At 65.8% G+C, this 13,430-nt stretch carries 10 protein-coding genes and 1 riboswitch; of the genes, 8 read left to right on the top strand and 2 right to left on the bottom strand.

Features of this window, described 5'->3' with window-relative positions:
- Nucleotides 1-15 precede the first annotated feature (15 nt).
- The 3 genes from NLM31_RS01345 to purH all read left to right on the top strand — a co-directional run bounded on the left by NLM31_RS01345 (nucleotide 16) and on the right by purH (nucleotide 4,997).
- Entirely contained in the window at nucleotides 16-1,362 is a 1,347-nt protein-coding gene (locus NLM31_RS01345; RefSeq protein ID WP_254127466.1) for an RsmB/NOP family class I SAM-dependent RNA methyltransferase, read from the top strand.
- 157 nt (nucleotides 1,363-1,519) lie between these two features.
- Nucleotides 1,520-3,238 carry a heparinase II/III family protein gene (locus NLM31_RS01340; RefSeq protein WP_254135180.1) on the top strand — a complete coding sequence of 573 codons (1,719 nt, stop codon included), beginning with the start codon at nucleotides 1,520-1,522 and terminating at the stop codon, nucleotides 3,236-3,238.
- Nucleotides 3,239-3,297: 59 nt separating this feature from the next.
- Nucleotides 3,298-3,379: riboswitch (ZMP/ZTP riboswitch) on the top strand.
- Nucleotides 3,380-3,404: 25 nt separating this feature from the next.
- Nucleotides 3,405-4,997, top strand: coding sequence for a bifunctional phosphoribosylaminoimidazolecarboxamide formyltransferase/IMP cyclohydrolase (gene purH / locus NLM31_RS01335; RefSeq protein ID WP_254127465.1), 1,593 nt, complete (start codon nucleotides 3,405-3,407; stop codon nucleotides 4,995-4,997).
- Between the two features lie 183 nt (nucleotides 4,998-5,180).
- Here purH and NLM31_RS01330 read toward each other — a convergent pair whose 3' ends face one another.
- Complete coding sequence (locus NLM31_RS01330; RefSeq protein ID WP_254191236.1) at nucleotides 5,181-6,569, bottom strand: MFS transporter; 1,389 nt, start codon at nucleotides 6,567-6,569, stop codon at nucleotides 5,181-5,183.
- A gap of 100 nt (nucleotides 6,570-6,669) precedes the next feature.
- Between NLM31_RS01330 and ggt the strand changes: the two genes are divergently transcribed.
- Together ggt and NLM31_RS01320 are read left to right on the top strand one after the other, a co-directional pair.
- Nucleotides 6,670-8,421 (top strand): gamma-glutamyltransferase, encoded by a 1,752-nt coding sequence (gene ggt, locus NLM31_RS01325; RefSeq protein WP_254127463.1) that lies wholly within the window; start codon nucleotides 6,670-6,672, stop codon nucleotides 8,419-8,421.
- Between the two features lie 111 nt (nucleotides 8,422-8,532).
- Nucleotides 8,533-9,828, top strand: coding sequence for an MFS transporter (locus tag NLM31_RS01320; protein WP_254127462.1), 1,296 nt, complete (start codon nucleotides 8,533-8,535; stop codon nucleotides 9,826-9,828).
- 27 nt (nucleotides 9,829-9,855) lie between these two features.
- Here the strand turns inward: NLM31_RS01320 and NLM31_RS01315 are convergent, their stop codons facing one another.
- The gene (locus NLM31_RS01315; RefSeq protein ID WP_254127461.1) at nucleotides 9,856-10,521 is read right to left on the bottom strand and encodes a glutathione S-transferase family protein; all 666 of its coding nucleotides are present in this window, start codon (nucleotides 10,519-10,521) and stop codon (nucleotides 9,856-9,858) included.
- A 149-nt stretch (nucleotides 10,522-10,670) separates the two neighbouring features.
- On the opposite strand from NLM31_RS01315, the gene NLM31_RS01310 reads away from it, so the two are divergent.
- The 3 genes from NLM31_RS01310 (at nucleotide 10,671) to NLM31_RS01300 (ending at nucleotide 13,409) form a co-directional block, all read left to right on the top strand.
- Nucleotides 10,671-11,267 (top strand): DUF2239 family protein, encoded by a 597-nt coding sequence (locus tag NLM31_RS01310; RefSeq protein ID WP_254191235.1) that lies wholly within the window; start codon nucleotides 10,671-10,673, stop codon nucleotides 11,265-11,267.
- A 93-nt stretch (nucleotides 11,268-11,360) separates the two neighbouring features.
- Nucleotides 11,361-12,710, top strand: coding sequence for an MATE family efflux transporter (locus NLM31_RS01305; protein WP_254191234.1), 1,350 nt, complete (start codon nucleotides 11,361-11,363; stop codon nucleotides 12,708-12,710).
- Between the two features lie 90 nt (nucleotides 12,711-12,800).
- Nucleotides 12,801-13,409, top strand: coding sequence for a 2-hydroxychromene-2-carboxylate isomerase (locus NLM31_RS01300; protein WP_254191233.1), 609 nt, complete (start codon nucleotides 12,801-12,803; stop codon nucleotides 13,407-13,409).
- Nucleotides 13,410-13,430 lie beyond the last annotated feature (21 nt).

Here is a 13,430-nt window from a genome sequence, read left to right as displayed (position 1 = left end):
GAACCTTACTTCCGCATGCCATCTCAACGTTTTGCCCCTCCGTCCGAAGTGCCTGGTCTCGCGGCACGGCGGATCGCTGCCGACATCGTCGACGGCGTCCTGCACAAGCACCGCACGCTCGATGACCAGCTCGACGGTTCCGGCGCCCATCCCGGACTGAAGACGCTCGCCGACCGTGACCGCGCGCTGATGCGGCGGCTGGTCGCAACCATCCTGCGCCGCCTCGGCACGCTCGGCCATGTGCTGTCGCGCCTGCTCGACAAAGGCATTCCCTCCGAGGCACCGCGCGCGCAGAGCGCGCTCCTGATCGGCGCTGCCCAGATTCTCTGGATGGACGTGCCGGATCATGCCGCGGTCGATCTCTCGGTGCGCCTGGTGCAATCCGACCGGCGCGCAGCGCGCTATGCCGGCCTCGTCAACGCCGTGCTGCGCCGCTGCGCGCGCGAAGGCCAGGCGCTGGTCGAGGAGGTCTCGACGCAATCGCTCGATCTGCCGCCCTGGCTGCTGACGCGCTGGAGTGCGCATTACGGCGAGGCGACTGCGCGGGACATGGCGCTCGCGCTCGGCCACGAACCGTCGCTCGATCTCACCGTGAAGTCCGACGCTGCACAATGGGCGAGCCGGCTGCATGGCGAGGTGCTGACGACGGGATCGGTGCGGACGCTGCTGCATGGCTCGGTGACCATGCTGCCCGGCTTCGCCGAAGGACAATGGTGGGTGCAGGACGCCGCCGCCGCGCTGCCGGTCCGGCTGTTCGGTGACATCAAAGGCAAATCCATCGCCGATCTCTGTGCTGCACCTGGCGGCAAGACCGCGCAGCTGGCACAGGCCGGCGCGCATGTCACAGCGATCGACCGTTCACCCGCCCGGGTGGCACGCCTGCGCGAAAACCTGACCCGGTTGTCGCTCCAGGCCGAGACTGTCGTCGCCGACGCCGTGGAATGGGCCGGCCCGGCGGATGGCCTCGACGGAATCCTGATCGACGCGCCCTGCACCTCGACCGGGACGATCCGCCGGCACCCCGACGTCGCGTGGCTGCGGCAGGAATCCGACGTCGCCGCGATGACGGTTCTCCAGCAGCGGCTGCTGAAGAAATCCGTTTCGCTGCTCAAGCCCGGCGGGACGCTGGTCTACTGCACCTGTTCGCTGGAACCCGAAGAAGGCGAGCGGGCCGTCGCCACGCTTCTCGCCGCCGAGCCTGCGCTTCGCCGCGTGCCGATCGAGGCCAGCGAGGTCTCCGGGCTCAGCGAGATCATCACCGCCGAGGGCGATCTGCGGACCCTGCCGAGCCACCTGCCGCACGCCGACCCGAAGCTCGGCGGGCTCGACGGATTTTTCGCGGCCCGGCTCGTTAAATCCTGATTTTGCACCGGATTTTGCTACCACTGGACTGATTCGGGGCCATTCAAGGTGGTGTCCGCGGTCCGATTTTGGGATTAATAAGGATTCGTCGGAATCCTCTCCCCCTTCAAGGCAAGGCGTGTCGGTCGCTCAACGCAGACGTATCTCGACGCTGGTGATGAACCGCTTCGCGCGGAACATGCTCGCGCGCGCGAGCGGCGGTCCGGTTGCGCTGTCGCGGGTCTGGCCCGGCCGCACCGATCGGCTGATCATTGCGCCGCATGATCTGCGCACCGCGGATGCGACGCGCGCCGCCGAGATCTATGCCGGGCGCTTCGTCTTCGCCGGCAAGATCGTCAACTGCCACGGCCGCTCGATCTTCGATCTCGATCCGCCCTCGGAGGATTGGGAGGTCGCGCTGCTCGGCTTCGGCTGGCTGCGGCACCTGCGCGCGGCCGACACCGCGCTGACCCGGGCGAATGCGCGTGCGCTGGTCGAGGACTGGATCAGCAATCCCGCCAACAAGCGCCGGCCCGTCGCCCGCCGCGCCGATGTGCTGGCGCGGCGCGTCATCTCGCTACTGTCGCAGGCGCCGCTGGTGCTCAACGACACCGACAACAAATTCTACCGCCGTTATCTGCGCGCGCTGGCACGGGAAATCCGCTTCCTGCGCTTCACCATGGTCAACATCCCGGACGGGGTGCCGAAGCTCCAGGTGCAGATCGCGCTGTGCTACACGACGCTCTGCCTCGCCAACCAGGCCCGCCACATCCGCAGCGCGTCGAAAAAGCTCTCCGACGAATTGCAGCGGCAGATTCTCCCCGACGGCGGCCACATCTCGCGCAACCCGGGCGCGCTGATCGAGCTGCTGATCGACCTGTTGCCGCTGCGGCAGACGTTTGCCGCGCGCAACATCGCGCCGCCGCCGGCGCTGCTCAATGCGATCGACCGCATGATGCCGATGCTGCGCTTCTTCCGGCACGGCGACGGTAATTTCGCGTTGTTCAACGGCATGAGCGCGACGCCGTCGGATCTGCTCGCCACGCTGCTTGCCTATGACGACACCCATGGCGCGCCGATGGCGAACATGCCGCACACCGGCTTCCAGCGGCTCGACGCCGGCCCGACCACGCTGATCATCGACACCGGCCCGCCGCCGCCGCCCGGCGTCAGCCACGACGCGCATGCCGGCTGTCTGTCGTTCGAACTGTCCTCCGGCATCAGCCGCATCGTCACCAATTGCGGCATGCCGACTACCGGCCGCGACAATTGGCGGCCGTTCGCGCGCGGCACCGCGGCGCATTCGACGCTGACCTATCACGAGACGTCGTCCTGCCAGTTCGTCGAGATGTCGGCGATGAAGCGGCTGCTGCACGGCGCACCGATCATCAGCGGCCCCCGTGAGGTGGAGAGCTATCGCGAAGTCGTCCAGGACGGCACGCTGCTCACGACGTCGCATGACGGCTATCTCGCCAAGTTCGGCGTGATCCATCGCCGCGTGCTGATGGTCGCCAATGACGGCGCGCGGATCGACGGCGAGGACACGCTGTCACCGCCGCAGGGCGCGCGCCTCAAGGGCGCCGACGCCGATTTCGCGCTGCGCTTCCATCTGCATCCCGCGGTGAAGGCGAGCCGGCTGTCGGATGCGCGCGGCGTCATGCTGGTGCTGCCGAACCGCGACGTCTGGACCTTCGAAGCGCTCGACGACAAGGTCGATCTCGAGGACAGCGTGTTCCTGGCCGGCAATGACGGCCCCCGCCGCACCGCGCAGATCGTGATCCGCCAGGATGCGCGCCAGGGGCCCTCGATCCGCTGGAGCTTTGTGCGTTCCTCGGCCTCGCCGGCGGTCACCAATGCCCGCCGCAACGCCCGGCGCGAACCGGAACTTCCGTTGTAAACAGGCACGATTCGGTCCCATCTGATCGTTGTGAAGGGCCTCGAAAACTGCTATCGAGCGCTCGTTCGCGCGACTGGCGACCTTGGATGGAGCACCATCGGGAAGCGCGACACATATCCGCCGCGCGCCTGGGCATAGACACTCCTTAAGACAGAGGATCTTGCTCATGACTGACCATCCCCGCCGCGTCACCCGCGCCCTTCTCTCCGTCTCCGACAAGACCGGCCTGATCGAATTCGCCAAGGCGCTTGCCGCGCATGATGTCGAGCTGGTCTCGACCGGCGGCACGGCGAAAGCGATCGCCGCGGCCGGCCTCAAGGTGAAGGACGTCTCCGACCTCACCGGTTTCCCCGAGATGATGGACGGCCGCGTCAAGACGCTGCATCCGAAAGTGCATGGCGGCCTGCTTGCGATCCGCGACAACAAGGAACATGCCGAGGCGATGAAGGCGCACGGCATCGCGCCGATCGACCTGCTCGTCGTCAACCTCTATCCTTTCGAAGCGACCGTCGACAAAGGCGCGGGCTTCGAGGATTGCATCGAGAACATCGACATCGGTGGCCCCGCGATGATCCGCGCCGCCGCCAAGAATCATGACGACGTCGCCGTCGTGGTCGAAGCGGACGATTACAAGGCCGTGCTCGACGAGCTCGCCGCCAACAAGGGCACAACGACGCTCAAGCTGCGCCGGCGGCTTGCCGCAAAGGCCTATGCGCGCACCGCGGCTTACGATGCTGCGATCTCGAACTGGTTCAACCGCCAGCTCGAAATCGACGCGCCCGATTTCCGCGCCTTCGGCGGCAAGCTGATCCAGTCGCTGCGCTACGGTGAGAACCCGCACCAGACCGCCGCGTTCTACGCGACGCCCGACAAGCGCCCCGGCGTTTCGACCGCGCGGCAGCTGCAGGGCAAGGAGCTCTCCTACAACAACATCAACGACACCGATGCGGCCTATGAATGCATCGGCGAGTTCGACGCCAAGCGCACTGCGGCCTGCGTCATCGTCAAGCACGCCAATCCCTGCGGCGTCGCCGAAGGCGCGAACCTCGTCGACGCCTATCGCAAGGCGCTGGCCTGCGATTCGACTTCGGCCTTCGGCGGCATCATCGCGATGAACCGCGCGCTCGATGCCGATACCGCGCGCGAGATCACGAAGATCTTCACCGAGGTGATCATCGCGCCTGATGCCAGCGAGGAAGCGATCGCCATCATCGGCGGGAAGAAGAATCTTCGCCTGCTGCTCGCCGGCAGCCTGCCCGATCCGCGCACCGCCGGTCTCACCGCAAAAACCGTCGCAGGCGGTCTGCTCGTCCAGAGCCGCGACAACGCCGTGGTCGACGACATGACCTTCAAGGTCGTGACCAAGCGTGCCCCGAGCGATGCCGAGATGCGTGACCTCAAGTTCGCATTCCGGGTCGCAAAACACGTCAAGTCGAACACCATCATCTACGCCAAGGATCTCGCCACCGTCGGTATCGGCGCGGGCCAGATGAGCCGCGTGGATTCCGCGCGGATCGCCGCTCGCAAGGCGCAGGATGCGGCCAACGAGCTGAAGCTCGCCGAGCCGTTGACCAAGGATTCGGTCGTCGCGTCGGATGCATTCTTCCCGTTCGCCGACGGCATGCTGGCCTGCATCGAAGCCGGCGCCACCGCCGTGGTGCAGCCCGGCGGTTCGATGCGCGATGACGAGGTGATCAAGGCCGCCGACGAGCACGGCATCGCCATGGTGTTCACGGGCACCCGGCATTTCAGGCACTGATACTGATCTCGCCACACGTCGTCCCGGACAAGCGCAGCGAAGCGGAGCGCTGATCCGGGACCCATACCCCCGAAGAGGCGTTTGGCGAAGACTCGGAGTGGGGCTCTCGCGTCAAACTTCTCACTGTGGCTATGGGTCCCGGCCTTCGCCGGGACGACAGCGGAGAATGGGGCAAGAGAGGAGCTAGGACTCCCGCACCCGCATCAGCAGCGCAAACCCTGTCACGAAGAACACCACCAGCACGGCCATGCCGGCCTTCTGGCTCGCGGTGGCCGCGGTGATCACGCCGATCAGCAGCGGTCCGATGAAGGACGTCACTTTTCCGGTCAGCGCGAACAGACCAAAATACTGCGCGATGCGATCCTTCGGCGCGAGATGGATCAGGAGCGTGCGTGACGCCGCCTGAAGCGGGCCGCCGGCTGCGCCGATCAGGCAGCCCAGCACGATATAGGCACGCTCGGCGGCGGCGGCGAACATCGGACCGCCCGGGACCGGCGGCGCGACCTTGACGAACAGCACGCTGTCCTTGTCGACCAGCAGGATCGCCGCGACCGCGAGCAGCAGGATCAGCAAGCTGCCGGCAATGACGCGCTTCGGCCCGAGGAAGTCGTCGAGCTTGCCGCCGAGCCACGCACCGAAGGTGCCGGCAACGGCGAGGATGATGCCGAAGGTGCCGATCTGGATCGTGTGCCAGCCGAAGGTGCCTGCGGCATAGATGCCCCCGAACGCGAACAGCGACACCAGACCGTCGGTATAGATCATGTTGGCGAGCAGAAACGCCGCGAGCGATTTCTGCTTCGGCAGATCCTTCAGCGATCGCTTCAGATCCGCCAGGCCTTCATGCAGCGCCTCGCGCACCGGGCGCTTCGCCGGATAATCCGGCGTGAACAGGAACATCGGCGTCACAAAGACGATGAACCACAGCCCGGTCAACGGTCCCGCGGCACGATCGCCCTCGTGGGTGGCGGGATCGAGCCCGAACAGCGGCGTGAAGCCGAGCAGCGTGCGGCCAGTCTCCGGATTGGCCGCGAGGAAACCGAGCACGATGATCAGGCTGACGATGCCGCCGATATAGCCCGTGGCCCAGCCCGTGCCGGAGAGACGGCCGATGCGCTCCGGCGGCACCAGGGTCGGCATCATCGCATTGTTGAAGACGGTGGCGAACTCCGCGCCGACACTGGCCAGCGCGACCGCGATCAGCAGCGGCGGAATGATGGCGTGATTGCCGGGCTTGCCGATCCACAGCGCGCAGGAGGCCAGCACGAGCACTGCGCCGAACGCGGCGATCCACGGCTTGCGGCGGCCGGCGGCATCCGCGATGGCACCAAGCACGGGTGATAGCAGCGCGATCGCCATGCCAGCTGCTGCCATCGCAAACCCCCAGAGCGATTGACCCGTGGCGGGATCCGGCGCGATGCTGGTGGCAAAATAAGGTGCGAACACGAAGGTCGTGATCAGCGTGAAATAAGGCTGCGCGGCCCAATCGAAGAAGATCCAGCTGACGACAGCGGCGCGCGGCGGATAGGTCCGCGAGGCGCCGGCCATGCGCGCCCCCGGGGCGATCGTCGTCATCAAGCAGTCCCCATCACAAACAGTTTTGTCTCTCTTAGCGCAAACCGTATAGCATTACAGCGACACCTTTGAATTGGCCTGAAGGCCCCGCGGAAATTTGATGATGTCACTATTTTCGACACGCCGGACGTTTTTCGCTGTCATCGCCACTCTGGCGTTTGGTCTTGCATCGGCGACCGCGCAGGATGCGCGACGGGCTTATGTCCCGCCCGCGCTCGACACGGTGCATGCCGTTCCCGCCGAACACGGCATGGTGGTGGCGCAGGAGAAGATATCCGCGCAAGTCGGCGCCGACATCCTGCGGCGTGGCGGCAATGCCGTCGACGCGGCCGTCGCTACCGGCTTTGCAATGGCGGTGACTTACCCGCGCGCCGGAAATATCGGCGGCGGCGGCTTCATGGTGATCCATTCCGCCGAACGCAACGAGGACATCGCGATCGACTACCGCGAGACCGCGCCGGCGGCGACCACGGCGCAGATCTTTCTTGGAGCCGACGGCAAGCCTGATCCCGCCAAGTCGCGCGACTCCGGACTTGGCATCGGCGTGCCCGGCACGGTCGCCGGCCTCGCTTTGGCGCTCGAGAAGTACGGCTCGGGCAAGTTCACGCTGGCGCAATTGCTCGAACCCGCGATCGCGCTCGCCCGCGACGGATTCATCGTCACCGATGACATCGCCGATACCCTGCCGGGCTGGTACCCGCGGCTGGCACGCTGGCCGTCCTCAACGAAAATTTTCGCAAAGCCGGATGGCAAGCCGTTTGGCGAAGGCGACAGGCTGGTGCAGAGCGATCTCGCCGACACGCTGGCGAGTGTCGCAGCGCAGGGACCACGCGGCTTCTACGAGGGCCCCGTAGCGGAGAAACTCGCCAAGGCCGTGTCCGACGCCGGCGGCATCATGACCCCAGCCGATCTGAAGGCCTATCAGGCCGTGATCCGTTCGCCGGTGCGCGGCACTTATCGCGGCTACGACATCGTCTCGATGCCGCTGCCGTCGTCAGGCGGCGTCGTGCTGGTGGAATCGCTCAACATCCTCGAAGGCTTTCAGCTCCCGGATCTGAAACAGGGCTCGCCGGCATCGCTGCATCTGTTGATCGAAGCGATGAAGCGCGCCTATGCCGATCGTGCGCGCTATCTCGGCGATCCTGCCTTCGTCAATGCACCGATCGAAACGCTTACCGCGAAGAACTATGCGGCCAAACTGCGTGCGAGCCTTTCGACCGATCGCGCGACGCCGTCGAAGGAGATCGTTTCCGCTCCGCCCGCACCGCGTGAAGGCAGCAACACCACGCATTTCTCCGTCGTCGACAGCAGCGGCAACGCCGTCAGCAACACCTACACGCTCAACTTCAGCTACGGCGTTGGACTCGTCGCCGATGGCACCGGCGTGCTGCTCAACAACGAGCTCGACGATTTCACCGCCGCCGTCGGCGCCTCCAACGCCTATGGCCTCGTCGGCTACGAGCCAAATCTGCCCGGGCCCGGCAAGCGGCCGCTGTCCTCGATGTCGCCGACCATCGTGCTGAAGGACGGCAAGCCGGTGCTGGTGACCGGCTCGCCCGGCGGCAGCCGCATCATCTCGACCGTACTCCAGGTGATCGTGAACGTGCTCGACTACAAGATGGACGTCGCCGCCGCCGTCGCCGCACCGCGGCTGCATCATCAATGGCTGCCGGACGAGGTGCGCATCGAGCGCGGCTTTCCCGACGATGTGCTGTTCGAGCTGAAGGCGATGGATCATCTCATCGTCGAGCCGATGGGACAGACCTCGGCCAATTCGATTGCGATAACGCCGAACGGCCCCTTCGGGGCACCCGATCCACGCACGCGCGGCGCGGAAGCGGCAGGACAGTAACCCTGCCCCTGCAACCCCGTCCCTGCATGGCACGACCGCGCGCGCCGGCTTGCGCCGGCCGCCGCGCGTGCTACCACCGCCCGGCCAAACGAATTTGCCGGGGAAACGCACATGACCACAGCCGATCCGACTGGGCGCATCGAACGCGCCGAGATCGAGGACACCAGCCTTCTCGCCTTCTATCGCGACATGAACGCGCCGGAGCGAAGGACGTTCTGGGCCTGCGCTGCGGGCTGGGCGCTCGACGGCATGGACTTCATGATCTATCCGCTGGTGATCGGCACCATCATCGCACTGTGGAAGGTCGATGCGGCCTCAGCCGGTCTTGCCGGCACGGTGACACTGCTGGCGTCCGCCATCGGCGGCTGGCTCGGCGGTTACCTCTCCGATCATATCGGGCGGGTCAGGACGCTCCAGATCACCATCATCTGGTTCTCGTTCTTCTCTCTGGTCTGCGCGGTCGTGCAGAATTTCGAACAGCTGTTGATCGCGCGCGCGGTGCTTGGTCTCGGCTTCGGCGGCGAATGGGCGGCAGGCGCCGTGCTGATGGGCGAAGCGATCCGGCCGCAATATCGCGGACGCGCGGTAGGCTCGGTGCAATCGGGCTGGGCGGTCGGCTGGGGCCTTGCCGTGCTGTCGCAGGCGATCCTGTTCTCACTGATGCCGGCGGAGACGGCGTGGCGCTGGATGTTCGTGATCGGCGCGCTGCCGGCGCTGCTGGTGTTCTACATCCGCCGCTCCGTCACCGAACCCGAGATCGCGGCGGAGGCCCGCGCGAAGCAGGCCGCGGCCGGCGACCGCCCCGCGCTCTGGGAGATCTTTTCGGGCCCGATCCTGAAGACCACGATCCTGGCGTCGCTCGCGGCGACGGGCTGTCAGGGCGGCTACTACGCGATCACCTTCTGGGTGCCGCAGTTTCTGACCAAGGAACGGCATCTGTCGATCGTCGGCTCCACCGGCTATCTCTCGACGCTGATCATCGGCTCTTTCATCGGCTATCTCGTCGGCGCCTGGCTCGCCGACCGGATCGGGCGACGCAACCTGTTCCTCATCTTCTCGATCGGCGCGATGGCGATCGTGCTGCTCTATACGCAGCTGCCGCTCACCAACGAGATCCTGTGGGTGCTCGGCTTCCCGCTCGGCTTCTTCGCCTCGGGCTATTTCTCGGGCGTCGGCGCGTTCCTGACCGAGCTCTATCCGACGCGGTTGCGCGGCTCGGGCCAGGGCTTTTGCTACAATTTCGGCCGCGGCATCGGCGCGCTGTTTCCGTTCCTCGTCGGCGCGCTGTCGGCATCGACATCGCTCGCCAACGCGATCGCGATCTTCGCGGTGGTGGCTTACGCGCTGTTCTTCATCGCCGCCTTCGCGCTGCCGGAGACGCGCGGGCGCGTGCTCCACGCGGACTGACGGATCATCGCGGGGCGGTGAGGAAGCTTACCGCCCCACCTGGTACGGCCCGCCCTTCTCGAGGGCACGCGCGTAAGCCGGCCGCGCATGGATGCGCTCCAGGAACGCCATCGCCTTGGGATGGCCCTGCTCGAGCCCGCCGCGGGCTTGGGCTGCTTCCAGCGGAAAGCTCATCTGGATGTCGGCCGCGGTAAACTCGCTGCCGGCGAACCATTCGCTCTTGCCGAGCTCGCCTTCCCAATAATCCATGTGCTGCTTGAGCTGCGGATTGACCAGCGCGGTGAGCGCCTGGTTCGAGACCTTGCGCACCAGCGGACGAAGCAGCGCCGGCGCGCGCTTCGGCATCAGCGTGAACAGCAGCTTCAACAACAGCGGCGACATCGCTGACCCTTCCGCATAGTGCAGCCAATAGGTGAAGCGCAGCCGCTCCGGCGTATTCTGCGGCGGGATCAGGCGGCCGTTGCCGTAGGTCGCGATGAGATATTCGATGATCGCGCCGGACTCGGCGATGGTGTTGCCGTTGTCGGTGATGACCGGCGACTTGCCGAGCGGATGGATCGCCCGCAGCTCTTTCGGCGCACGCATGTCGGGCTGGCGCTGATAACGCACGATCTCGTAGGGGACGCCCAACTCCTCGAGCAACCACAGCACCCGCTGCGAACGCGAATTGTTGAGGTGGTGGACGGTCAGCATCGCGAGATCCTCGGGGCTTAAGCGTGGTCGGTCGGTCGCGTAGGTGCCAGCCCGGGACCGCAATGTCGAGCCATCCGGATGGGTATTTTCATCCGGGTATATTGACCTTCGCAATTTACCCGGGTATTAAATCGCCCAAGATCGTCAATATGGCAATGATTTCAATGCAGAAGATTTTCACCGCTTTCCAGGGACCGCGTCGTCTGGTGTCCGGGCCGGCAGGAGAGGTCGCGCTGGTCGTCAAGCGGGTGGCGCCGCGGCCGGACGAGCCGATCATCATCTTCGAGGACGCCACCGGCCGATCGATCGACTTCGATCTGCGCGGCGGCGACCGCGAGGTGCTGGCGCGCCTGGCGAGGCTGATCCCGCCGCCGGTCGAGGAAGATGCACCACCGACCGAGCCGCGCGGGCGCGGCCGGCCGAAGCTCGGCGTGGTCGCGCGCGAGGTGACACTGCTGCCGCGACACTGGGAGTGGCTCGGCGCGCAGCCGGGCGGTGCTTCGGTCGCGCTGCGAAAACTCGTCGACGAGGCGCGACGCGCGAGCGGCGACAAGGATCGGGAGCGGCAGGCGCGCGATGCGGCCTATCACTTCATGTCGACCATGGCCGGCAATCTCGCGCAGTTCGAGGAAGCCTCGCGCGCACTGTTCGCAGATGACCGGCGGCGCTTCACCGGACTGATCGCCGACTGGCCGACCGACATCCGCGACCACATCGTCAAACTCGCCTACAGCGACCGCGCGTAAACCGCGCGGCGCTCTCCAACAACCCCATCGACGGCTGGGCCGCGCGTGCTTCGCGCGGCAACGGCTTCGCTCGCCCTGATGAAAGGCCCATCCATGTCCGCTCCGACACCGCTCTGGAAACACTTCCTGCGCTTTCTCGCACCGTTGATGCTGAGCAACGCGTTGCAATCGCTGTTCGGCACCGTCAGCAATGTCTATCTCGGCCAGATGATCGGCGTGAACGCGCTCGCGGCGGTCTCGGTGTTCTTCCCGGTGTTCTTCTTCCTGTTCGCCTTCGTCATGGGCCTGAGCACCGGCGCCACCGTGCTGATCGGCCAGGCCTATGGTGCGGGTAAGCACGACAGAATCAAGATCGTGGTCGGCACGACGCTCGCCGTCGGCCTGCTGCTCTCAATATCGGTGGGACTGACCGGCGGCCTGTTCAGCCGGCAGCTGATGATGCTGCTCGCAACGCCCGCGGACATTCTCGACGAGGCCAGCCGCTATGCGCGCATCATGCTGCTGACGATGCCGCTCGGCTTCACCTTCCTGCTGATGACGGCGATGATCCGCGGCGTCGGCGACGCAGTGACGCCGCTGCTGGCGCTGGCATTGTCGACGGCGATCGGGCTGATCCTGACGCCGATGCTGATCCGCGGCGCTTTCGGACTGCCGGCGTTCGGCATCACCAGCCCGGCCTGGGCGGCCGCGATCTCCAATACAGTGACGCTGCTCGCGCTCGCGGCCTATCTGCTGCGGAAGAAGCACGCGCTCGCGCCGGATTTCTCACTGCTGCGACAGGTGCGGCTCAATCGCGCCGTGATCGGGCAAGTCCTCGGCATCGGATTACCCAGTGCGGTCGGCATGGTGGTGATGGCGATCGCCGAGCTGGTTCTGCTCGGCCTCGTCAACGGCTTCGGTTCGGACGCGACCGCGGCTTACGGTGCGGTCAACCAGGTGATGGGCTACACGCAGTTCACGGCAATGTCGATTTCGATCGCCGTCTCGATCCTCGGCGCGCAAGCCATCGGCGGCGGCGACCGGGCGCGGCTCGACGGCATCGTCCGCACCGGGCTGACGTTCAACCTCGTGCTGACTGGCGGGCTCGTGGCGTTGATCTATCTGGCGCCGCGCGCCGTGCTCGGTATCTTCATCACGGACGGCGCCGTGCTCGATCTGGCGAAGGGGTTGCTCTTCGTCGCCTTGTGGAGTTCGGTGCCGTTCGGCCTTGCGACCACGTTTTCCGGCGCGATGCGCGCGGCGGGCGTGGCGTTGACGCCGATGCTGTTGTCGATATCAGCCATCGTCGCGATCGAGCTGCCGGCGGCGGTGATCCTGAGCCGCACCATCGGCCTCGAGGGCGTGTGGGCCGCCTATCCGATAGTGTTCTGCGCCATGTTCGTTTTGCAGATGGGCTATTACCTCCTGGTGTGGCGCAAGAAGGCGATCCAGCGCCTGATCTGACCATCAAGATATTATGACCATCATTAAACGGTGGACCTGTGGCGCGCCCTGCGCCACAATGGATGAAAAGTGACGTCAGGGAGAACGATTTTGACCCGCACAGCCCCGCAATTCCTGTTCGATTTCGGCAGCCCGAACGCCTATCTCAGCCATCTGGCGATCCCGGCGATCGAAAGCCGCATCGGCGTCAAATTCGAATATGTGCCGATCCTGCTCGGCGGCATTTTCAAGTCGACCAACAACAAGTCGCCGGCCGAGACGCTCGCCGGCATCAAGAACAAGCGCGAATTCCAGCAGGTCGAGACCGAGCGCTTCCTGAAGCGATTCAAGGTCCAGCCTTACGTCTTCAATCCCAACTTTCCCGTCAACACGCTGAACCTGATGCGCACCGCGATCGCGGCGCAGCTCGAGGGCGTGTTCGAGACATATGTCGACGCCGCCTTCCACCACATGTGGCGCGAGCCGAAGAAGATGGACGATCCTGAAGTGGCCGCGAAGGCGCTGGCGTCCTCGGGTCTCGATGCCCAGAAGCTGTTCGCCCGCGCCCAGGAGCCGGAGGTGAAAGGCAAGCTGATCAAGAATACCGAGGAAGCGGTCGCGCGCGGCGCATTCGGCTCGCCGACCTTCTTCGTCGGCAACGAGATGTTCTTCGGCAAGGAGCAGCTGCGCGAGGTCGAGGAGATGGTGCTGGAGACGTAGTCACCACATCTCCAGCGACAG

It is taken from the genome of Bradyrhizobium sp. CCGUVB4N, from assembly GCF_024199945.1.
Classification (GTDB): domain Bacteria; phylum Pseudomonadota; class Alphaproteobacteria; order Rhizobiales; family Xanthobacteraceae; genus Bradyrhizobium.
This window is presented reverse-complemented; position numbering and strand designations above follow the sequence as displayed.

What these genes read in the sequence shown, in the direction of transcription:
- NLM31_RS01310 (WP_254191235.1), top strand. Translation starts at nt 10,671, where the DNA reads ATGGCAATGATTTCAATGCAGAAGATTTTCACCGCTTTCCAGGGACCG.
- NLM31_RS01345 (WP_254127466.1), top strand. Translation starts at nt 16, where the DNA reads ATGCCATCTCAACGTTTTGCCCCTCCGTCCGAAGTGCCTGGTCTCGCG.
- NLM31_RS01315 (WP_254127461.1), bottom strand. Translation starts at nt 10,521, where the DNA reads ATGCTGACCGTCCACCACCTCAACAATTCGCGTTCGCAGCGGGTGCTG.
- NLM31_RS01340 (WP_254135180.1), top strand. Translation starts at nt 1,520, where the DNA reads ATGAACCGCTTCGCGCGGAACATGCTCGCGCGCGCGAGCGGCGGTCCG.
- purH (WP_254127465.1), top strand. Translation starts at nt 3,405, where the DNA reads ATGACTGACCATCCCCGCCGCGTCACCCGCGCCCTTCTCTCCGTCTCC.
- NLM31_RS01330 (WP_254191236.1), bottom strand. Translation starts at nt 6,569, where the DNA reads ATGACGACGATCGCCCCGGGGGCGCGCATGGCCGGCGCCTCGCGGACC.
- ggt (WP_254127463.1), top strand. Translation starts at nt 6,670, where the DNA reads ATGATGTCACTATTTTCGACACGCCGGACGTTTTTCGCTGTCATCGCC.
- NLM31_RS01320 (WP_254127462.1), top strand. Translation starts at nt 8,533, where the DNA reads ATGACCACAGCCGATCCGACTGGGCGCATCGAACGCGCCGAGATCGAG.
- NLM31_RS01305 (WP_254191234.1), top strand. Translation starts at nt 11,361, where the DNA reads ATGTCCGCTCCGACACCGCTCTGGAAACACTTCCTGCGCTTTCTCGCA.